A 22,289-nucleotide genomic window follows, 5' to 3' on the forward strand; every position below is an offset into this window, starting at 1 on the left:
TAGGTTCACAATCCTATGACGCCCTTGCCCGCCAGATCCTTCAGCAAATCCGAGACATCGGTCAGGACCAGATCACGCGACGCCTCGAACCGCGCGGCAAGCGTATCCGCGATCACAGCAATGGTGCGGACGCCATCGACCAACTGCAGGATGTCGACAGCGATCTCGTCGGGCTGGAATAGTCTTTCGGGCGCGAGCAATACCCATGCGCCGCGCACTTCGTCGAACCGGAACTTCACGCCGGCGCCGAAGCGCGGGACAGCATCCTCACCGGTCACGATATTCACCGTCAGGAACGAAGCCACCGGGCGGAATCAGCCCAGGGGCCACATAGGCGAAATACAATGCGTCGAGCTGCGACCACAGCACGTCGCATTTGAAGCGCAGCGCCGCCAACACCTGCTGCTGCCGCTCCACCGTGTCGGCATGCGTTCTGACATAGTCGAGCGCGAATTCGCTGTCCTGCGGCGCTTGCGTGAGGCGCGGCGTAAAATAGGCCAGCGTTTCCGGGGTGATCCAGGCATAATTGGCGAGCATACCCGACACCCGCTCCGCGATGATAGTGGGCGAGAACATCTCGGTCAGGGACGAGGCCACGGCTTCGAGCACCGAGCGGTCGCGAACGAAATGGACATAGGCGTCCACCGCGAAGCGGGTGGCCGGCAGGATCGCGCTGGTACTTTCGACAAGCGCGGGATCGAGGCCGACACCCTCCGCAAGCTTGAGCCAGCGCGTCACGCCGCCCGGAGCCGAGCCCTCACCGTCATGGTCCACCAGCCGACGACGCCATTCGCGGCGCAGCTCAACGGTTGGTAGGCGCGCGAGCAATGTCGCGTCCTTGGCGGGTATCTGGCTCTGATAATAATAGCGATTTAGCGCCCAGGCTTGCACCTGACTTCGATTCAACTTTCCATCGTGTAGCAGTCGATGGAACGGATGGAGATTGTGGTAACGCGTCGCCCCGATCTGGCGGAGTTCGGCCTCCAGCGCATCGGGCAAGAGCGGCCGCGCGGTCACAGCGCGATTTCCATACCGTCAAAGGCGATTTCCCAGCCGGCGGCCTCCGCCTCGGCGCGTTCGGGCGCATCGTCGAGCAGGATCGGGTTCGAATTGTTCATATGGATGAAGATCTTTCGCTTCACATCAAGGTCGCGAAATGCCGCCATCGTTCCATCAGGGCCGCCGACACTCATATGCCCCATGCGGCGGCCCGTCTTCGGTCCGAGCCGCGCCAGAACCATCTCGTCGTCCCGCCACAGCGTACCGTCGAAAAAGACGAGATCAGCGCCCCGCAACCGTTCAGCGAGAGCAGGTGTCATCGCCGCGCAACCGGGGATGAAAAATAGGCTGCGCCGCCCATCCGAAACTCTCGCGGCGACGGTCATCTCATTCACCTCAATCGCCGGCGCATCGCTGCCATCCTCAAGATAGAGCGGCACCTTGCCAGGAACGGCGAACAACTCGACGGTCAGTTCGCCGTCAAGCACAACCGCCTGGTCAAGCAGGACGACCTGTCGCGAAACGAGATCGCGCGCCAGCACCTCGAAGATTGGGTTAGCGTCGAGCACGCCATGAATCCAATCCGTGGCCAGCAGCGTGAAGGGCTGGCGCTCGCGCAGTGTCAGCAGCCCCGCGATCACATCCACATCGCCGCCGGTTAGCACTACGCCCGCAATGGGAGAGGATCGCAGACCGTTGCGCGGATGCAGGCATGGTGTCTGCCCGATCTGCTGACGCAGATCAGGCGACGCATTCAGCAGGAACCAGCGCTCGCCGTCTTCACTGACGGCAAGACCAGCCTGCGTGCGGGGTATTGCCGCAGGATCATGCGCGCGGGCTCGGCGACAGGGCGCCGCGTTGGAGTTCCATTGCGGAAAGCCGCCGCCCGCCGCCGCCCCCAGGACGACGGCTTGCACGAAAAATCAGGCCTTAAGTTCAGCGCTGGCGTAGCAATTGATCTCGCATCCCAACGCGATTTCGACGATCTTGGGGGTCTTCCAGGTCATTCATCTCTCCTTTTTGCGTCTGCAGCACGGCCTTTACGCGCTACGGACGTTTTTTGTTTGGCGAACGGGCTTTAAGCGGTGCCGGCATTTCAGGCAATGGTCCTTTGGACCAACAACACAAGCAATCCCAAACCGCACATCGCGGTCGTCGTGGCTGGCCCCCCCTCTCAATCGGAATGGGTGAACGCCCGCCCCGGCGCCAAAGATATCGGGGACGGTTTGCCGATCCCGCGCTGTTATGTCGCCATTTTCGCGCACCAGCCGGGCCATCGTCTCCCTGCCGCCGGAAGCCACCCATCACTCATCACACCTGTCCTCTCCGCCCGCTTCACAGGAGGGCTGGCGGGGTTCTGCCGCGGGGTCGGGGCGCTTCGCTTTTCAAAAATCGGGATCAATCAAATGGTCCTGATATATTGAATCGGAAAATGGCGCCCCGCGTCGGGTTCCCCCTGCGATCAGAATTTCGCGCCGGCGCGGATGCCGATCGTGCGCGGCATGATCGGCACGATATACAGTCGGGTGTCGCATATCCCGCAGTCCTGATAGCGCGAGATCTGGCCGCGTTCGTCCCACAGATTCTGGACGAAAATCTCGACATTGTAGTTGGTGAATTCGGCGCCGAGCGCGAGATTGCCGGTGGTATAGGCCTGCAACCGTCCCAACGCCGCGGCTTTGTCGACGCGCAGATCGGACGAAGCGGAGCTTTGATGCGCCACCACCGCCTGCACATAGCCCTTCGCCGAACCGAGCGGCACGGTGTAGCGCGCGGTGCCGTTGATCTTGAACTGCGGCGTGATCGGCAGCCGCGTGCCGCTCGGCGCGAGCAGATCGAGCGGATTACCGCTGCACGCCACCGCCCGGCACAGATCGTTGGTCAGCCGGGCATCGGTATAGGCGCCCGCCGCAGTCAGTGTCAGCGGACCGGCAATGAGGTTGGCATCCATTTCCACCCCGCGAATGCGCGCGTTCGGTCCGTTCTGGATGATCGTCAGGCTGTTGGAACCGATGAAGGAAAATTGAAAAGTATTCCAATTCTGCTGATAGGCGGCGCCGTTGAAACGCAGCATGCCGTTGAGCAAGGTCGTCTTCCAGCCGATCTCATAATTGGTCAGGAAGTCCGCGGCGTAATCGCGCACATCGCCACGGCGATTGATCCCGCCCGGGCGAAAACCGCGGGACCACGTGGCGTAGAGCATCAGTTGATCACTCGGTTTCCAGGTCGCGTTTAACTTGTAGGTGACGCCCTGCCCTTGCGTCCGCCGCGGCACCACTCCGGTGCCGGAGAATATTGCGAGGTTGGTACAGGGGCTGCCGGCGACTGCGGCAGGTGCGAACGGCACCGGATTCTGCCCCGCATCGACCATTTCCTTGAGCGTCCGCCCGTTGGTGAGGAAGCAACCGGCAACGCCCGTCCCCGAACTGCCACCGCCATTATACGGTCGCGCGGTATAGGGAATGCCGCTGGCATCCGCCGCCGGGTTGCGACCAAAGCCGAAGAAACCGACCAGTGAATTGTCGTAGATGAAGGCTCGCGCGCCCGCGGTGAGAGTCAGCTTCGGCGCAACGTCGAAGCTCGCCTCGCCGAACATCGCATAATCTTTGTCGAGGCGATATTGCTGGGTCAGCCACAAGCTGTTTGGCATGCCGTTGACCGATAGATCGGGCGCGAGCCCGGCGATCTGGTAATCCTGGTGGATCAGGTTCGACTGGCGCTGATAGAAAGCGCCAGCGACGATGCGAAACCGTTCGGTGCTCGGCGAGGTGACGCGGATTTCCTGGCTCATTTTCTTGAAATGATTGGTACCGATTCCCAGATAGCGCGGATCGAGCGTGTTGCCCGCCGCATCGCGATAATAGAAATAGCCGGCGAGGCCACCCTGCGACTGGTAGAGGCTGTCATAGGCCTCAGCATAATCGGTATTGTCAGTCAGCTGGTAATCACGGCGATCAAGATAGGCACCGGCATAGGTCAGATCCCAGTTACCGACCTTGCCCTCGATCGTCAGCGCGCCCTGGATGAAGCGATCGCGACGATATTCGGGGTAGAAGCGCTGGACCTGAAGATCGCCAACCGACGGATCGAAGCCATAGATGCCGTGGCTGCGCTGCTCCTGATAGAGCACGGTCGGTGTCACGGTCCAATTGTCATCGAGATCGACCTTCAGCGCGGCGCGGCCGCCCCAAGTTTCGGTGTCGTTATAATCCTTCTTCACCAAAGCCTTGTTATTGACGCTGATCCCGTCCTTGAGACAGTTGATGATATTGCCGTTATTGTCCTTGATCTGCGTGCCGCAGAAGGTGCGCGTGCCCGCGACGTTATCGATGTAACCGGCGTCGCGTTGATAGAAGCCGACCACGCGCAGCGCCGCGCGATCGGAGAGCGGCGCGTTGATCATCCCCTCAAGCTTGCCGCCGACGCCGCCCTTGTTGACGGTGTTGATTTCGCCGTCGACCCGGCCGTAGAAACCCGCGGTATCGGGCTTGTTGGTGATGATGCGGATCGTGCCCGCCTCGCTCGATGCACCGTAGAGCGTGCCCTGCGGGCCTGACAGGCTCTCGATCCGCGCCACGTCATAGATATGGATGTCGAGCGTGCCGCCAATCGTCGTCACCGGCTGTTCGTCGAGATAGCTGCCAACCGAGGGCAGCGAGCCCGAGTGGTTGCCGTCGCCGCCCGAGGCGACGCCGCGCATATAGACGGTCGTCAGGCCCGGCTGCAGCGTCTGGAACGCAACCGAGGGGAGAAGCTGGGTATATTCGTTGAAATTCGAGATGTTGAGCTGATCGAGCTTGCGCGTCGACAGCGCCTGCATCGAGATCGGCACCGTCTGGATATTCTCGTCGCGCTTCTGCGCGGTGACGATGATGTCGCTCATCGCGTCGCTGACGGGTGCGCGCGCCGGGGCACCGCCCTCGGCTGGCGCGGTCTGCGCAAAGACCGGACCGGCAAACGCGACCGACGCAAAAAGCGAAATCAGAACGCGGCGTTCGAAACGTGTCATTGCGCTCCCTCCCAGGAAATTGCGTTATTGTTAGGCAACAGGACGATGATGCAGCATGGCCGCAGCGGATCGCCTCGGCGCGCAAATTGCACAAACCGAACCGATCGCCAGATTGAAATATCTCGATAATATTTTACGATCAAACGCTTGCCGAGAATGTAGATACTTAATAGTTTTTGGCGCCGCCGACTCGTTGAATAAATTTAGTTGCACAATTATATTCTTAGATTATTTCCCCCGAACCCAGCTCACTTCCGCTTGTCGACAATCGGCCTTTGGTCACGACTGCCCGCGACGAAAAATCGTCGGGAACCAGTCTTCGCGCAGCTTCTCGCCTGCCGAAATGCCGTGTCCGGGATAAGGAGGCGAGGTGCGGCCCGGCCGCTCGACATAGCGCGCATCGTCCCCGACGAAGCGCAGCGAGAATGCTCGTCGTCGCATCGTAGTATCATTGCCGCGCGCGCCGTGGAGCGTCATGTAGTTGAAAGCAACCGCATCGCCCGGCGCCATCTCCCATTCGCGAATGTCCATGCCCTCCGCATCGGGATCAGGCACCTGTATATAGGCGTCCGCATCGGCGTAGAAATTCTCCTCGGAGAGCCAGCGCGTCGGCACCACCGGCTTGGGCCAGCGGTGCGACCCAGCGACGCAACGCAGCGATGCTTCGCGCACCGGGTCGAGCGGCGACCAGAAGCTGACCGTCTGAGCGCCCTCGACGAAATAATAGGGTCCGTCCTGATGCCAGGGCGTCGGCTTCGACGTCCCCGGCTCCTTGACTAGCACATGATCGTGGAAAAGCTGCGCCGTGTTCGATCTCATCAGGTCCGCTGCGACCTCGGCTGCGGGGGACTGGCGGATGACCGTCTCGAACTCGGCGATGCGTTTCCAGTTGCAATAATCGTCGAAAAAGCGGCCGGACTCGCCGGGCTTGAGGTTTTCGGAGGCATATTCGCCCGGTTCGGCCATGTTGCGCGCGACGCCGGCGCGCAAGCTCTCGACATAATCGGCGAACAGCCCGCGAATGAGTACGACCCCGTCCCGCTGAAAGACCTCGATCTGGGCAGGGCTGACGAGCGAGTGGGGCATTGGCCGGTCCTCTCGATTTGGAGAGGCCATCAAAGGCGCACGCGATCATCGTTTCAAATAATAAGTATCTAATCCACTCTTAGCTTCAAACTATATCTGACGCTCGGCCGGCTCGAATATGTATGCAACCGGTATGAGGATTTTGGGTGCCGATGTCCCCGCTGCGACTCAGTGTCATCGTTTATGGTGTCAACCGGCGTGCGATCTTACCCCCGATCGGCGTCGAACATGGGCTGACGCGATTTTGATGACGGAGTTCACGTTGCGGCCGCGATGAGCCTTGCCTCGAGAAGATCGAGCTTGGCACGGGCGTACATCTGGCGCTTGACGAGTTTGAGTTTGGTGATCTTGCCTTCGGACCGGTTCGGTGCGATCGGGGCGCGAACGGCGTCAATGTCCCTGATCATGCCGCAGGCGAAGGCGTTCACCAGACTCTGACGAACTTTTTCGAGCCAGGCGTCCAGCGAGAAGACCGCCTTCTTGCGTAGCATGACATGGAAGGCGCGATGTCGCGCGCCTCGACGAGCTGGGGAATGAACTCCTCGATAGCCGCGACGGTGATCGTTTTGGCGCGCGATAGAGCGTCGCACTCTGCCGTCATCGGTCGCGCGATGGTTCGGGCGGAAGGAACCTGATACAATCCCTCCGCTTTTTCCGCCCGCCGCTTCCGCGTTGCCCATTCCGTGACCGCCCGAAGCGAAACGCCGAACCCCTACTGCCGCATTTGCCGCCAAAGCTCGGCGCTGTTGCGCTGGCCACCGGCCCATCGGGCGTCAAGCCAGGATAACCAGCCGTCAAGTGAGTTCTCCCGTGTACGGAATACATCGGCCCGCTGGCCGCGCAGTACCGCCCGCACATAACCTCAACTGCGCCCGGTCCGGCGAACGATCTCCTTGATGGTGGCGCCCGATTGCGCCTGTTTTAGAATAGTCCCGTTGTCTTCCTGCCGACAAAGATAACCCTCATAATGCAACCGCTCGGCAGCTGTGAGCAGGTCCGGATTAACGGTGGTCATGCCGATCGCCCTACAGATTTCGCGCATCGAGAAGCGAACCCGCATCAAGAAAGGCTCAGCTGGCAGCCGAACCCTATCCGTCCATTGCATCAAATATGAGTCAGAGCCGATTTTGCAGGCCGAAACACAGCCAGCGCAGCTGTGATGAATCCAGCCGTTGGGCGTGTATCGGCTAACGGGTAGCCGATAGCTTCGCAACCGCAATGAGTGATGGAAGGAGCTCGACCAGAATGCGATGCACGAGGTCCAACGCTCCCAAAAGCTACCAAGGTCATAACATGCGGCGAAGAGAACGACTTGCGAATCGATCTCCAAATCCATAGGGGCGCGCCTATGTGACCGGGTTTCGTGATCAGGCAACTTTTACTAAAAATCAACCAAACAGGATAAATTCATGACAAAGAGGGAGGACGTCAGGCCGAGTCGCTCATCCGAACACTCTTTTCTGAAGACATTTCGCCGATCGCCATGAAGCAAATTCAAGGACCAACACACGCCATATATTACCAGGAAGTTCGATATCGCATTGACTTCTTCATATATACGCTGACGATCGTATCGAATAATGCTTCAATAATGTTGAAAAATGGAACTCACGCACCCAGATTCACTATGTCATTGCATCAGCTAACTCAGTTTGAGAATATCACATTTAGGTCAGCGAAATTGGCTTAACCAAGGGATCGGCAGTTTACCCGGCCAACCACTCACCGCCGACGTTGGCACCAAATGTTGACCACAAAGACGATTGCATAGCGACCAATTCCGGGAAGGTAAAGCGCGTGGAAAATCCCGAACAGCTTATATCGAATACCATCCGCCTCGCTAAGCGGAGCATTGAGTTGCTCACCAAAGCCAGGGACTATCGCGCCCAACCCTACTTCCGGCAGGCACTTGCGATACTGGGCGAAACCCAGGGTTTAAGCAACCCGCATGGAAATCGGGTAGCAAAAGACCTCCTTCGAATGGCGGTCGCGCTACTGGATCAAAATGGTGAAGGTGTCGCTGCGGCTCATGTCGAACAGGCGCTTGAACAGCTCGGCGAACCGTTTCCGCCACTTTCGGAATACGAGATGGTGGCTCGGCTCGATTGGTGGGAGGCAAAAGCACAGAACCGACGGGCTCAACTTCCCGGCACGGTCTGATTGTCCTCCTTCGTGAACAGGCGGTAATAGGCCTGCCTACAACGACGCTCCCCTTCCGCGGTCAGCGTAACAGATTTTGCCTTTCCGACGGGGTTGAAGATGCAATCCTTGTCGTACAGGCGCCCCATCGTGTCCCAGTCAAAGGCTTTCCACGCTCTCCAGAGCGGATCAGACGCGCGCTCCTTGTGCAGCGTCAGGAACATCAGGGCCAGCACCGCTTCATCGATCCGGTCGGTGTCGATCTCCGGTGGAAGCATATGCGAACTCCTTCCCGCAATTTCCTATCACATCTGACGGCAAGTCGCGCGTGACCAGAGGCCGACTATTGCACGAACAAGCACGAGCGTCCTCCCGAACTGCCCGGTGATTGCGCCCGCCACCGGTTTCCTTTCGGCGTGATGCCGGCCCGGGTCGTTTGCTGCTGGGCCGGTAACACCTTTGTTTCACAATTGTTTCCTGATAGACTGCCGGTGGAATGCGCAAAGGACAGCGCCGCGACGGCGGATCCCGGTCCGGCCGCAACCGCCGCGCACGGGGCAACGCCGCCATGGCAGCGCTGATGCTCGATCATACGTGCGGGCATCTCTATCGATGTGTGTCATGGTCGCTCACGCTCCGCGGCCTGCGCACCCAGGCGTTGGATCAGTTGCGCGAGGTAGCCGAGGGACTCGGCGCGCGGCTTATGCCGGCACGGTCGCGTGGAACCCCGTTCGAGTGTGGCGTATTCGGTTGCATCCGCCGTGCGTATGTCGAGGTGCGCTATGGCCACCGCTATCGCATCACGTCGGAAGAACTGGCGTGAGCGATTGCCTGCACCGAACGGTTGCGCGGCCTGGTTTCTGAAATATGCGGCAAGCGGTTCAGCGCCGTCGCGTCCAGGCCATCGCCCGCTCCCTGCGGTGTGGGACATGGTCATGTTCTTCTATGACCGCGTTCGCGTGGAAAAGATGTGGGCGCTTCCCACGCTTCCGCGCGTCCTGTTCGACCCGTACGCCTTCGACAATATCGATCCGGCGGAGATGGCGCCCGGGGTCGGTGCCGACATCACAAGCGTGAAACTCTGTCTTGCCGAAGCGCGCGGCACGATTGCCGCTCGCCGGGTTCACCAGGCCAGCGTCCGATCGCCACTATCCCGACGCAGCCTGTTTCCCGCATCATTCGCCGGCCGTTGCCGGACGACGAGACCGCGGTCGATTTCACCGGGGAAAGGCTCCCTGTAGGCTTCGAGCGCTTCCTGCTTCATCCTGATGTTGATCTTGGCGTCCCGGTTCGTGGTCTCGAGACAAATATGGTCCAACCATTCCCAGATGACGTTCACGTTAACACCCGACGCAAGGAGATGGCCGCTGCCATATACCTCCGAACAAGTGGCGAGACGGGGCGTCGCTAGATGCCGGAATGAATATCGTCGCGGTCGTGTTGGACTGGCTTGTACAGGCCAAAGCTCGCCAGCGGCTGCCGACGCTGCTTAAGAACACTGGTTTCGTCAGCACCGCCTGTGACCGTCGATCGCGCAGCATCTCCCCGAGCAACCGTGCGATCTCCGGCCAATCCAGCACTAACCAAGTAGAAACGAGCCGCAAACGACATTCAGATCCCAAGTGCAGCAATTTTGCCATAGTCATAGACAATTCGAATCGACCCCGCTTGCCCGATGACCTGCGTGGGATAGACTAGGTCAAATAACGAAGACCGTTGCGGCAATGCACCGCCCGGTTTGTACAAAAAGGGGAACATTCATGAGGGAATCCAGATCCAACTGGCTTGCCGGGGTCGCAGTTGTGGCGGTTTCGATTGCTGCAACCTCGACGCCCGCCGCGGCGCAGTCGACGGGAGCCTCTGCGCCCGATACTGTCACGCCAAGCGCCGAAGTCGTCGTCACCGGCTCGCGCATCCGCCGCGATCCGCTCGATCAGGCGTCGCCCGTCGTCAGCGTCGATAGCGAGGCGATTGCGAAGACCGGGCTTTCCTCGATCGCCGACGTGCTACAGCGCCTGCCGAGTTCGTCGGGCGGCCTCAACACCCGGTTCAACAACAGCGGCAATCTCGGCAACCCGCCCGATGGCGGCGGCGTCGCCGCGGGGTCGTCGACGATCGATCTGCGCTACCTCGGCGCCAAACGTACACTCGTGCTGGTCGACGGTCTGCGCTATGTCAGCGGCGCGGCGGCGAGCGGCATTCCCAATTCGGTCGACCTCAATTCGATCCCGGACGGGATGATCGAGCGGATCGAGGTGCTGCAGTCGGGCGCCTCGCCACTCTACGGCTCGGATGCGATCGCGGGCGTGGTCAATATCATCACCAAGTCCCGGCAGGACGGGTTCAAGGCATCAGCGCAGATCGGCTCGTTCCGCCAGGGCGACGGCAAGACCCAGAATTACCAGATGAGCTACGGCACCGGAAAAGACGGGGTCAGCATCGTCGCCGGCGTCAATTACATCAAGCAAGGCTCGGTAAGCGCGCGCAATCGCTCGATTTCGCAATATCCCAATCCCGGGCAGACGAGCTGCTCGGACCCGATCGGCGGATGCAGCGGCGCGACCCCGCTCGGCCGGTTCGACGTCGACGGGAAGGATCTGACGCTGCGCGGTCCGGTGGTGGGCCGCAAACCGGTGTACGATCCGACCCTGGTCGGGGGCGATTATAAGAACTTCACCTCGGCAGATCGCTTCAACTTCGCGCCGTACAATTATTTTGAGACGCCGAGCGAGCGCTATGGCGGTTTCCTCAATGCGCGCGCCGAGTTCAGCGACGCGCTAAACCTGAGGGTGAAGCTGGTCTACAATCACCGTCGTTCACAGAACCAAGCGGCGTTCCTGCCGCTGTTCGTCGGGCCTGATGCGGGCAACGGCAATCTGCTCGACACGATCTCGATCGACGCGACCAACCCCTATAACCCGTTCGGCATGCTCAATTCGGGCACCAACGGTCAGCCCGCGACCTATAGCTTCATCGCCCGCCGGCTGGTCGAGGCGGGGCAGCGCACCTATACGCAGGATGTCGATACGTTCAGCGTCACCGGCACGCTCGACGGCAAGTTCAGGCTGTTCGGGCATACCTGGTATTGGGATGCCAACGCGGTCCTCGGGCTCAACGACGCGCATCAATTATTCACCGGCAATATCAACGCTGCTAAGCTGGCGCAGGCATTGGGGCCTGTCTCCCAGTGCACCGGACCATGCGTGCCGTTCAATATCTTTGGCGGGATCGGCTCGGTGACCCCGGCGATGCTCGCCTTCGTCGGGTTTGACGAGCGCGATCGCAGCCGCCAGCGGCTCAATGATTATGAAGTCAACCTTTCAGGCGCATTGTTCGACCTGCCCGGCGGCCCGCTGGGGGTCGCGCTCGGCTACGAGCATCGTGCCCAATATGGCAGCTTCACCCCCGATCCGATCATTCAGGCCGGGCTTGGCGCCGACATTCCCGCACAGGCGGCGAGCGGCCGGTTCACCGTCGACGAAGTCTATGGCGAGCTCCGCGCACCCTTGCTCAAGGATGTACCAGGCTTCCAGCTGCTCGAGCTCAACGGCGCGGCGCGCTATTCGAACTATTCCTCGTTCGGCGGCAATACCACGCTAACCGGCGGCGCGCAGTGGAAGCCGGTCGCCGACCTGCTGCTGCGCGGTTCCTACGCCCAAAGCCTCCGGGCGCCGAGCATCGGCGAGCTCTATGGCGCGCGCTCACGTTTCGACGTGCCATTGTCGGATCCGTGCACCAATGTCGCGGGTTCGCTCTACCAGACGTCGGCGACGGTGCGCACCAATTGCACCGCCAACGGCGTTCCCGCCAATGGCAGCTATGCCGAGCCGCAGGGCGGGCAACTGCCGGTGCTGACCGGTGGCAACGCCAGTCTGAAGCCCGAAACCGCGCGCACGATCCTGTTCGGCGGGGTTTATAGCCCCGACTGGGCGCGGCACGGCGCGATGCGTGCGGTGAGCCTCGAGGTCAATTATTACGATATCCAGCTCAAGGGCGCGATCGCCTCGATCGACGCCAATGTGCTGCTCAACCGCTGCGCGCAATTGGGCGACGCGCTGAGCTGCGCCGCTGTCCAGCGTACGCCAAACGGCTTCATCTCCGCGATCAACGGCGTGCTGCTCAATACCGGCACGATCCGCACCCGTGGCATTGATGCGACGCTCACCTTGCGCAGCGCCGAGACGGGCGCGGGCACCTTCGGCCTCAGCCTCTACGGCAATGTGCTGTTGAAATATGCGGAAAGCGTCCCCGCCACCATGGGAACCACGACGACCAACTATCTCGGCACCGAGCGCGGCAGCCCCGATCAGGCCTATCCGCACTTCAAGGGAACCGGGGTGTTCGACTGGTCGCTCGGTCCGGTCTCGGCATCGGTCACCGGGCGCTATATCGGTGCGGTGACCGAGATTCAGAACGGCACACGGCTGGGCAGCCGCTTCTATACGGACCTGCAGCTGCAATTCCGCCCGACGTTCATGGACAGCCGCTTCGCGCTCACGCTCGGTGTCAACAATCTGTTCAACGTCAACCCGCCGGGCTGCTTCAGCTGCAGCCTCAACAATTACGACCCGACGACCTATGACGTCCCGGGTCAGTTCGGCTATCTCCGGCTTTCCTACCGGATGTAACCGAAACCGAATTGGTTCACACCAGGCGGGTCGTACGCGGCACGGCCCGCCATTTCAATCAGGGGTCATGCTCGACTTGCCAGCCAGGGAGGCGCAGGGTCGTTCTCACCGGCGTCGAGCGCACGGCCGCACGCTTTGTCAAAGGATCATAGTTCTGGCAGGATCCCGGCCCCCGACTCTGGACTTACACCAACGTTCAGTTTCGGGATGAAAATCTGGCACGCCATCTATCGACCCTGCCCTCACAGGTCGTTTTTGAACCCGATGCGCAAGAAATTCACCGACTCAAATTGATGAATACCAATATGATGCGGGTTCACGGGCGAGGAAGAGAAGAAACAACCGGATGCCGTCACGTTAGCTTCGAATCGAGGCCTGCGAGAAGCCCTTCTCAACCGTAAAGTAATGCTCGAAGAACTGATAGACGCGGCTTCCAACGGTCGGTCATCACGAATATGTAAAGCTTATCGGTCAGATTTGGCACCGGGCATGAGCCAGAAGCTCCAGACCGAGAACGAGCCGAGCAGCGCAAGCGCGATCCCCCCGATTGTCATGATCAGTCGGTGGAAAACTCCTCCCGCTTTGGCTGCGTGAAGCGGATAGGCCAGATCGAGGATCGCCACCCCTTTCGGAAGGGTGTGAGCATCCCTAGCCTCGATCAAATGTGCGCCACCCGGCGCGAACCAGAGAAAGGTATGACCATTAGGCAACCATTCTTCGGATTGGCGCATACGCAACAGGATCGGATCGCCCGCTTGAGCAGGAAAACCAAGCAGCCGTATCTCGGTTGCGGGGAACCGATGCCGCGCGGCAGCGAATATTGCCGGCCAGTCCGGTTGCTCGCGGGGATCGGCGAACCGGACGGCAGGCTGCGCCGTCGCGGCCGCAATCTCGCTCGCGGTCGACCAGGGGCTGACCAGCATCAGGCCTACCGGCTTCAGCGCCATCGCCGCACCGGTTACGAATGACAACAGCAGCAGCGGGGCGACAATGATGCCAAGGTCACGATGATGCCAGACGATGGCCGGGCGACTCATCCGCGACGGCCATAATTTCGGGGTGAACATTCGCCGACGACGCCACCAGAGGATCGTCCCCGTGACGACAAAACCGATCCCCAGCAGCGCGGCGATCCCGACGATGGCTTCGCCGGTCTTGCCGATGAACAGATGGCGATGGAAATCGAACAGCCAGATTTCCGGGCGCCCCCATTGGTTCTGCCACCGGCCGACGGTGATGCCGGCGGCATCGAGATAGCGGCCCGACCCGTCGTGATAGACGACGCGATGAAAGGGAAAATCCGGCGACGCGAAGATGATATAGTCCAGGCGGGCGGTCGTATTTTGCGCCGCTTCGACCACAATGCCTGGCAGCGAAACCGCACGGCCGGCGGCGCGGCCAGCCGGTGCGAACAAACTGTCGGCATTGACCAGCAGCGCGCCCGACACGCCCAGCAGCGCCAGCAGAATCCCGATCACGCCGCCAATCCAGCGATGCAGGTGATCCACCACCCACATCAGCCGCCCCGTCGGAACCCGCCGCGCGCTCATCATTACAACTGGATCGAGAAGGCGAACTTGACCGACATCGGCAACCCTTGCGCGAGCAGGCTGGATCCGGTGGACGCCCAGTAGCGCTTGCCGGCGATGTTCTGGCCATAGACCCGCACCATCGCCTGTTTGCCGAGCAGATCGAAGCCGTAGCTGGCGCCCGCGTCGAACGTTTCATAGCCCGGCACGAAACCCTGGTTCAGCGCATTGACGGCGCGGCGGCCGACATGGAACACGCCGGCGGACACACGCAGCCCTGAGATCTGCGGAACCCGATATTCGATGAATAGCGAACCGGAAAATTTCGCGACATTCTCGATCTGTTTGCCGATGACGTTCGCCGCACCCGATTGCTGCTTGGCGTCGAGCACCATCGCGCTGCCCGAGATCGACAGGTTGGGTATCAATTCGCCGACCGCGCTGAACTCCGCGCCCTGATAAGCCGCCTCGCCGTCCTGCACGAAGAAATTGGCGCTGTTGAGATAGGCGGAAGGACGCTTGATGTGGAAATAGGCGCCGGTCAGCAACAGGCCCCGCAATGGCTCGATCTTGACCCCCGCTTCATATTGCTTGCTGATCGCGGCGGGCAGGATTTCACCGGCATTGTTGGCGATCTGCTGGGCGATCGGCCCCGGTTCCAACCCTTCGATATAATTGGCGTAGAGGCTCGCCCATGCCGACGGCTTCACCATCAGGCCGTAGGAGAAGGTATCGGGCTTGATGTTGTACCGGCTGGTGCGGCTGACATCGCGATAGTCGGTCTTGCGATAGCCTACCGTCGCCTGCAGCCAGTCGCCGAGCGAAGCGCGATCGAAGATATAGATGCCCAGATCCTCGGTGCGCGCCGGATTGGGGATGATGCGCGGCGCGGGCATCTGCTGGGGGATCGGCACGGGATTGTAGAGGTTCTGCGCGAAGCTGCGACGCACGGATGTCGGTACATTGCTGTCGCGGGTCAGATAGGCGGCGCCAACGAGAAGGCTATGCTCGACTGGGCCGGTGCGGAAGGTGCCGGACACATCCGCACGATAGATGATGTTCTTATAATCATTGCCCCGCGTTTGCGCGACCGAGACAATGCCGTTGCCCGTGGCAAGATTATAGCCGCCGAACGAGGAATAGGCCCGATCGCGGCTGAGGAAGGACTGGCCTATCGCCGTCGACAATCGCCAGCCCGGCGCGAAGGCATAATTGACGCGTGCAAGGAGGTTCGTTTCCCATCCCCGTGCCTGCATCCATTTGCCGCCGAGATTGGTCGACGGCGGTTGCAATGGTGGAAGGGTGATGACGCCATTGGCCGCGCTCAGGCTGAATTCGGTCGGCTCGGTGATCGTCTTGTAGATATATTCGGCGTCGAGCAGCAACTCGAGGCCGGCGAGCGGCCGCCAGTCGAATGCGCCAGTCACGAAATGCCGTTCGCCGCTGGTCAATCTGACGCCGGTATCGACCAGCGAACTACCCGCATTGACCCGCACGCCAGCCTTGCCGAACCCGCGGCTGATATCGATATCCGCGCCGATCGACCCGTTGCTGTCGCCGGTCATGCCGAACCGCGTGACCGGTACGGCCGCCGGCCTTTCGGTCACCAGGTTGACGATGCCGGATGGGGTGGCGAAGCCGTAATAGAGCCCTGCCGCGCCCTTCAGCACCTCGATCCGGTCCTTGCTTTCGATCGGCTGCTCGACGAGATTGATCACCGGCAGGACGCCGTTCCACCGCACGTTGGCGAAATTGTTGAGTGTGATGCCGCGGATGGCGAGGTTGCTGTAGATGCTCGTGTTGATCTGCGCCTGGGTTACCCCTGGCGTATTGCGCACCGCGTCGATGATCGATCGTGCCTGCTGCGCCTCGAGCAATTCCTTTGTCATGACCGCGACAGTCAGCGGCGTATCGAGCAGTCGCGCGTCGCGGAACGTGCCGGCCTGAACGAAGTCGGCACCGAAGCTGCCCTGACGATCCGCGGTCACGACGATATCCTCATCACCGCCGTGCGCATTCCGGCTCTGCGCCTGCGCGGGAACGGTGGACAGCACCGCGAGGGCGGCGCCCAACAGGATCGAATCCGAAGGACGATATCGATCGATACGGACCACAACGCGCATTGGAACGATCACCCCCGGTTAATGTACGGTGGCGCCCATACGGTATTGCAACTCATTTGCAAATAAGCTTTCCAGGCTTATCGCGCCCGGCGGAAACCGCGCCGCAGATAAACGAGCAGACGATCGGGTCCGCGTGGCGCCGCCATAATCAGGCGATAGTCTCGTTCCAGCGTGAGCGCCACGACGGCGTGTGTGGCGAGGTTCCATGGCGCGAGCGGGTGATCCATCGTCACCACCACCGGCGGCCGCCTGGCCATGATCCGGCGCACTTCGGCCGTTTCGTCGATCCCCGTCGCCCCGCGTTCCGCGTCATAGGCGAGCGTGGAGGGAAAGGCATAAGCAGTCGGGAGGCACGCCTCGGCAAGGTAATAAAGGATCGAATCTCCGGCGAAGACATAGGGACATTCGCCCCTGCTATTGGCCTTGATCAGCTGCGCGATCGCGCGGGCCGAGGCCCCGTCATCGGGTTCACTGGTGAGATGGAACACCAACAGCGCCGCCCCCCATCCCATCGTCGCGAGGAGCGCAGCACGGTACCGCCCTACAACGGGCGCCGCGATTATCGTCAGCGGCACCATCAGCGGCAGAGCATAATGATCGAAGAATGCGCCGATCATCACGAAGGCGACCAGCGCAGCCGCCAGCCAGCCAAAGACAAGGAGTGTTGGGGCATTGCGTGGACGTTCGCGCCAGCAAAGAACTGCACATACCGCGAACGGCGCAAGCTGCGTCATAGTCCCCGCCAGGCGCGCTGCAATCTTCGCGGCGGGGTATCCCCTACGTAGACCGATCGACACGAAATTGGAAAACCAGAATGCCTGGAACTCAACAGGACCGCGCCAATAGTAATAAGCAACGGCCAGCCCGGTCGGCGCCAAACCCAACCCCGCCCACAAGGTCGCAGCACCGCCCATCGCGAGCCACGACGCTCTCGCGCGCCGCAGATAGCAAAGGTGCGCGAGGCCAAAAAAGGCGCCCTCGACAACCGGCGTGTATTTGGTCTGGATCGCCAATCCGGCAAGCAGACAGGCGCCCGCACCATTGAGCACAATCGCGCGCCGGCCACCTTGCGCTGCCAGCAGCGGCAACCGCAGCGTCAACAATCCTCCGGCAGCGATGAACAAATTGTAGAAAACCGGCGACTGACCGCCTCGCCCGCTCAGCAGGGAGAGCCAGAGAATATACCCGATCGCGGCCGCGATCGCCCCGCCCCCGCTTGCACCCAGCTTCCGGCCGGCGCGCGCGATCATCCAGGCGGTAGCTGCGGCAAATAGGGTCGCGACGAGTTGATAGGTGAGGATCCCGTCCCCCGGTATCAACCGGATCGCGGCGAAGATCAGAAAAAGCCCGACCGGCTTGCGGTCCCATATGCCGATATAGGGCAGCACGCCGTGCAGCATCCTGTCGCCGACGAGCAAATAATATTCCTCATCGACATGGATGGCCGGATTACCAAAATCGCGCGCGCGAATCAAAATGGCGACGAGGAGCAGCAGTACGAAGACAGCAAATGCGCCCGATCGCGCCGATCGACCGCGCGCCGTGGATATGTCCGTACCCGCGCTAGTCATCGGGGCATCCAATCAGCGCGCGCGCAGGCGTCATCCAACTCATTTCCTTTGCGGCCATCGCAGGAGCGCCGCTTCGGCGTCGTCGGTCACCATCCCGGGAGCGTTTCACCGCGCCATCCACCTCGCCGAAACGCCATCGACGGCAACCAATTGTCATCATCGTGGTGTCCGCGGTATTCGCGCTCCCGACGCTCGCGCGTCCAATAGCGTCGTGCCCGTTCGCGTTTCCGGCACTCGCGACCTTCCCGCCAAATTCACGGTTGTGGATCGGTTTACAAAAATGGGCTCTGACGCATATTTGGGGTTGCTTGGGATGTCGCTCCAATCTGTCTGGCTTCGAGCAGATCGAGTTTTGCGCGATCGCAGCTGGAGCGTTGTGATCTGCCCACCGGTTTGCCCGTTCGACCAGGACGATACGATAACGGCGCGAATGGCGGCGAGGTCCTTCCGTACACCGTGAGCGAAGAAAGCGAGGGGGCTTGATCCTGCCCGCCCCAGCCAAGGCTCGAGCGAGCTATCTCGCGTGCGGGACGCCTCGAAACGCTGGCCGCGGATCATGGCGCGGACATCACCTCTGCCATGGCCAGTTCGACGTTCGATCTCCCTGATCGCAAGCCCGCTCTTGGCCCGTTTGAGGATGGCTGTGCTGGTTTCCTCACGCCGTAAATAGCCCTCGTACTGGAGTCGTTCCACAGCGCTCAGGATAACGGGTTCGACGATGGTCGCATCGATCGCCGCCCGGATAGGACGCATCGACGCGCATACTGTATCGAGGGCGGCGCGACTGGCATCCTCGTTCAGATGCCAGCGATCCGCGACCTGGGTGACGTACGATAAAGCCCTGGCGGCCGCCAGCGCGCAAGCGCCGCTACGATCACGCACAACGGGGGCGATCTGGGGTTGCCGCACGCGCCAGGCGTAGCCGGGAACAGGCTCACGATCAGGAAGCAGCCGGATTGGTCGCCGCCGCTCGAGATCGCAGATGATGGTGCCGTAGCGATGGTTTTTACGCCGCCACGCGTGGTCATCGACCCCAACGATATGAGTCACGGCGAAGCGCGGACGGCCACACCTTTGGACCGTCCTGCGCAGCGAACACCTTGCTAACCGGGCCGTTCCACATATTGAGTCATAGCTCAGCCCGACGCCGATTGACCCCAAAGGCGGCACATGGAACGGCGATTGCGCGGGGCGCATCGGCATATCGCGGATTGGAGACAATTTTGAAAATAGTCTGTTGATTTCAAACTGAATTGCATGTGCCAGGGCGATTGTTCTGCCCAGCATCTGAACGAGGATCACAGCTTTACCGAATTAAGTCGCAGTGCATTGCTGACGACGGTAAAGCTCGACAACGCCATCGCCGCGCCCGCGAGCATGGGGGACAGAAGAATGCCCGCGACTGGATAGAGCACACCGGCGGCTATCGGCACGCCAATGCCGTTGAACAGGAATGAAAAGAACAGGTTCTGACGAACGTTCCGCATCGTCGCGTGCGCGAGCCGACGCGCGCGCACCATCGCCGCCAAGTCGCCCTTGGTGAGCGTCATTCCCGCGCTTTCGATCGCCACATCGGTACCAGTACCCATCGCGACGCCCACGTCCGCTGCAGCGAGCGCGGGTGCGTCGTTGATTCCGTCGCCGGCCATTGCCACGCGGGCCCCTCGCGCCTTGAGTTCGACGACGATGCGGGCCTTATCCTCGGGCCTTAGGCCAGCATGAATCTCGTCGATCCCGCCGATCGCCTCGGCTACAGCTTGCGCCGTTCCCTCGGCGTCGCCGGTAAGCATCACGATCCTGAGGCCTTCCGACCGCAGCGCCGCGATCGCATCACGGGCGGAGGGGCGAAGTGGATCGGCAACCGCGATGAGCCCTGCAAACCGCCCTTCAATCGCAACGAACATCACACCCGCGCCCATCCCGCGATGCCGCTCGGCTGCTGCGCCGAGCGCCGCCGGATCAGCGCCAACGCTTTGCAACTGAGCCGCATTCCCGACCGCAATGCGTCGTCCCTCTACCACGCCGGTAACCCCCGCCCCGGTCTGCGACTCAAAGGCTTCCACCTCCGGAACCCTGACACCCTTCACCTCGGCGCTACTCAACACGGCACGGGCGAGCGGGTGTTCGGAGCGCGCTTCGACCGCCGCCGCTGCGCCTAGAACCTCCTCCCGTGTGAAACCGTTGGCGACCTCGACCGCCGTCACCTGGGGTCGTCCGGCGGTGAGCGTGCCCGTCTTATCGATTACCAGCGTATCGACCGCTTCCATCGCCTGTAGCGCCTCGGCATTCTTGATGAGCACGCCGGCGTGAGCCCCGCGGCCGGTGCCGACCATGATCGACATTGGCGTGGCGAGCCCCAATGCACATGGGCAGGCGATGATCAGAACAGCGATAGCGTTGAGCAGCGCATGCGCGAACCGCGGCTCGGGCCCGACCAGATTCCAGACCAGGAATGTGGCTGCGGCAATTGCCACGACCAGCGGCACGAACCAACCCGACACACGGTCCGCTACCGCCTGGATCGGCGCGCGGCTCCGCTGGGCCTCGGCGACCATCTTGACGATCCGCGCCAGCACCGTATCGGAGCCGACGGCGCGCGCCAGAATGACAATCGACCCGGTGCCGTTGACCGTCCCTCCGGTCACAGTCGCGCCGGCTTTCTTAAGGACCGGAGCCGGCTCTCCCGTGAGCATGGACTCGTCGACCGAGGAGCGGCCGCTGACGACGTCGCCATCAACGGGAATTGCCTCGCCAGGCCTCACCTGCAAATAGTCCCCTACCTTCACCCCCGCGAGAGCGATTTCGGTTTCGCTGCCATCGTCGGCGATGCGCCGAGCGGTCTTTGGCGCGAGATCGAGTAGCGCGCGAATGGCCCGGCCGGTCGCTGCCCGCGCACGCAGTTCGAGCACCTGGCCGAGCAGGACGAGCGTTACGACGACGCCCGCCGCCTCATAATAAACAGGCACCATCCCGCGCATGCGGAAGGTTGGCGGAAACAGCCCTGGTCCGACCGTCGCGACGACGCTGTACGCAAATGCCGCGCCCACCCCGATCGCGATCAGCGTGAACATGTTCAGATGGCGGGTGACCAACGAGGTCCAGCCCCGTTCAAAGAACGGCCAACCGCACCAGAGGACGATCGGCGCGGCGAGCACTAACTGGACCCAGGGCGAAAGGGATGGCGGGACCAAATGGATGCCGGTCAGCTCGGTGCCCATCGACACCGCGAGCAGCGGGACGACAAGCGCAGCTGAGATCGAGGTGCGCCGGGTGAAGTCGACGAGCTCGGGATTGGGTCCGGCATCGATGCTGGGATCTTCGGGCTCGAGCGTCATGCCGCAGATCAGGCAAGTTCCTGGTCCATTGCGGCGAATCTCGGGGTGCATGGGGCAGGTCCAAACCGCCCCCTGCGGCACGACCGCCGCCGCTCGCGGGTCCGCACCCAAATAGGCCTGCGGATCGGCGGCGAAGCGTATTCGGCACCGGTCGCTGCAAAAGAAATTTCGCACGCCGTCCTGCTCGACTTGATGCGGCGTTGTCGTCGGATCGACCGTCATCCCGCAAACCGGATCAATGGCCTCAATAATCGAGCCATCTGAACCCGAATTAGCGCGGTTCGCAGAGCAGCAACTGCCTGATCCTGGCGTTGCCTCGGGAAGATGCGCGTGTCCGGCCATGTCGATCCTCCAATGCGGGTCGCGATGGGGTCTGACCTTGCGTCAGGGCCAGCAATCGCCGGACGCCCATCATGAGGGATTACGCATCCGCACGCGCAACCCCTCATGTCGAGTGCAAAATCGCTTAGCGAAAGGACATAACCGAGGTCGGCAGATCGCATTTTGCGGGCGGCGGAGGATCTCGCTCTCGCCTTTGGCCGGGCAGCTTTGACGCGCTGCTACGATGCTGTGTTCTATCGCGGCACCTCACGACCGCCCTTCCACGACACGGTCTGGGGCAACTTCATTTGTCGCCTGTCCGCTCCCGCAATAGGACCCCTCAGATCAGCCGACCGGAACCTGGAGGGCTGGTTGGCTTTTTCTCACGCGCTATTCGTGCTCGCCGCCGTGTCCGTCTCCAGATCCATGACCGCCATAGCCGTGACCATCATAGCCGTGTCCGCCATAGCCGTGTCCGCCATAGCCGTGTCCGCCATAGCCGTGTCCGCCATAGCCGTGTCCGCCATAGCCGTGTCCGCCATAGCCGTG

18 protein-coding genes are annotated in these 22,289 nt (G+C 61.6%); 4 read left to right on the top strand and 14 right to left on the bottom strand.

The genetic code is table 11. The features are described from left to right. Positions 1–5 precede the first annotated feature (5 nt). The 8 genes from pqqD to ACIQCS_RS21535 form a co-directional block, all read right to left on the bottom strand. Positions 6–305 carry a pyrroloquinoline quinone biosynthesis peptide chaperone PqqD gene (pqqD, locus tag ACIQCS_RS21500; RefSeq protein ID WP_401531738.1) on the bottom strand — a complete coding sequence of 100 codons (300 nt, stop codon included), beginning with the start codon at positions 303–305 and terminating at the stop codon, positions 6–8. Further along, positions 268–1,017: a pyrroloquinoline-quinone synthase PqqC gene (gene pqqC / locus ACIQCS_RS21505; RefSeq protein WP_401531740.1), complete on the bottom strand. Its 750-nt coding sequence runs from the start codon at positions 1,015–1,017 to the stop codon at positions 268–270. The genes pqqD and pqqC overlap by 38 nt, the downstream gene beginning before the upstream one ends. Then, positions 1,014–1,916 (bottom strand): pyrroloquinoline quinone biosynthesis protein PqqB, encoded by a 903-nt coding sequence (pqqB, locus tag ACIQCS_RS21510; protein ID WP_401531742.1) that lies wholly within the window; start codon positions 1,914–1,916, stop codon positions 1,014–1,016. The genes pqqC and pqqB overlap by 4 nt, the downstream gene beginning before the upstream one ends. Before the next feature lie 6 nt (positions 1,917–1,922). Then, complete coding sequence (gene pqqA / locus ACIQCS_RS21515) at positions 1,923–2,006, bottom strand: pyrroloquinoline quinone precursor peptide PqqA (RefSeq protein ID WP_401531792.1); 84 nt, start codon at positions 2,004–2,006, stop codon at positions 1,923–1,925. A gap of 455 nt (positions 2,007–2,461) precedes the next feature. After that, on the bottom strand, positions 2,462–5,008 hold the full coding sequence (locus ACIQCS_RS21520; RefSeq protein WP_401531744.1) for a TonB-dependent receptor: 2,547 nt from the start codon (positions 5,006–5,008) through the stop codon (positions 2,462–2,464). A 279-nt stretch (positions 5,009–5,287) separates the two neighbouring features. Beyond that, the gene (locus ACIQCS_RS21525; protein WP_401531746.1) at positions 5,288–6,094 is read right to left on the bottom strand and encodes a phytanoyl-CoA dioxygenase family protein; all 807 of its coding nucleotides are present in this window, start codon (positions 6,092–6,094) and stop codon (positions 5,288–5,290) included. A 257-nt stretch (positions 6,095–6,351) separates the two neighbouring features. Next, positions 6,352–6,774 (bottom strand): hypothetical protein, encoded by a 423-nt coding sequence (locus tag ACIQCS_RS21530; protein WP_401531748.1) that lies wholly within the window; start codon positions 6,772–6,774, stop codon positions 6,352–6,354. 182 nt (positions 6,775–6,956) lie between these two features. Beyond that, positions 6,957–7,109 carry a hypothetical protein gene (locus tag ACIQCS_RS21535; protein ID WP_401531750.1) on the bottom strand — a complete coding sequence of 51 codons (153 nt, stop codon included), beginning with the start codon at positions 7,107–7,109 and terminating at the stop codon, positions 6,957–6,959. A gap of 782 nt (positions 7,110–7,891) precedes the next feature. On the opposite strand from ACIQCS_RS21535, the gene ACIQCS_RS21540 reads away from it, so the two are divergent. Continuing rightward, the gene (locus ACIQCS_RS21540) at positions 7,892–8,254 is read left to right on the top strand and encodes a hypothetical protein (RefSeq protein WP_401531752.1); all 363 of its coding nucleotides are present in this window, start codon (positions 7,892–7,894) and stop codon (positions 8,252–8,254) included. Here ACIQCS_RS21540 and ACIQCS_RS21545 read toward each other — a convergent pair. Continuing rightward, positions 8,233–8,511: a DUF6429 family protein gene (locus ACIQCS_RS21545; RefSeq protein ID WP_401531753.1), complete on the bottom strand. Its 279-nt coding sequence runs from the start codon at positions 8,509–8,511 to the stop codon at positions 8,233–8,235. The genes ACIQCS_RS21540 and ACIQCS_RS21545 overlap by 22 nt on opposite strands. A gap of 290 nt (positions 8,512–8,801) precedes the next feature. Between ACIQCS_RS21545 and ACIQCS_RS21550 the strand changes: the two genes are divergently transcribed. From ACIQCS_RS21550 to ACIQCS_RS21560, 3 genes are all read left to right on the top strand, one after another. Next, entirely contained in the window at positions 8,802–9,056 is a 255-nt protein-coding gene (locus tag ACIQCS_RS21550) for a hypothetical protein (protein ID WP_401531755.1), read from the top strand. 112 nt (positions 9,057–9,168) lie between these two features. Next, the gene (locus ACIQCS_RS21555; RefSeq protein WP_401531757.1) at positions 9,169–9,474 is read left to right on the top strand and encodes a hypothetical protein; all 306 of its coding nucleotides are present in this window, start codon (positions 9,169–9,171) and stop codon (positions 9,472–9,474) included. A 519-nt stretch (positions 9,475–9,993) separates the two neighbouring features. Beyond that, positions 9,994–12,861, top strand: coding sequence for a TonB-dependent receptor domain-containing protein (locus ACIQCS_RS21560; protein ID WP_401531759.1), 2,868 nt, complete (start codon positions 9,994–9,996; stop codon positions 12,859–12,861). 464 nt (positions 12,862–13,325) lie between these two features. Here the strand turns inward: ACIQCS_RS21560 and ACIQCS_RS21565 are convergent, their stop codons facing one another. From ACIQCS_RS21565 to ACIQCS_RS21585, 5 genes are all read right to left on the bottom strand, one after another. Then, complete coding sequence (locus ACIQCS_RS21565) at positions 13,326–14,378, bottom strand: PepSY-associated TM helix domain-containing protein (RefSeq protein ID WP_401531761.1); 1,053 nt, start codon at positions 14,376–14,378, stop codon at positions 13,326–13,328. Between the two features lie 35 nt (positions 14,379–14,413). Next, on the bottom strand, positions 14,414–16,513 hold the full coding sequence (locus ACIQCS_RS21570; protein ID WP_401531763.1) for a TonB-dependent siderophore receptor: 2,100 nt from the start codon (positions 16,511–16,513) through the stop codon (positions 14,414–14,416). A 77-nt stretch (positions 16,514–16,590) separates the two neighbouring features. After that, entirely contained in the window at positions 16,591–18,084 is a 1,494-nt protein-coding gene (locus ACIQCS_RS21575) for a hypothetical protein (RefSeq protein WP_401531764.1), read from the bottom strand. A 156-nt stretch (positions 18,085–18,240) separates the two neighbouring features. Continuing rightward, a complete protein-coding gene (locus ACIQCS_RS21580; protein WP_401531765.1) occupies positions 18,241–19,386 on the bottom strand; it encodes a transposase in 1,146 nt (381 codons plus the stop codon). After that, complete coding sequence (locus ACIQCS_RS21585; protein ID WP_401531767.1) at positions 19,383–21,761, bottom strand: heavy metal translocating P-type ATPase; 2,379 nt, start codon at positions 21,759–21,761, stop codon at positions 19,383–19,385. Before ACIQCS_RS21585 ends, ACIQCS_RS21580 begins: the two co-directional genes overlap by 4 nt. Positions 21,762–22,289 lie beyond the last annotated feature (528 nt).

It is taken from the genome of Sphingomonas sp. NPDC092440, from assembly GCF_044754985.1.
Classification (GTDB): domain Bacteria; phylum Pseudomonadota; class Alphaproteobacteria; order Sphingomonadales; family Sphingomonadaceae; genus Sphingomonas.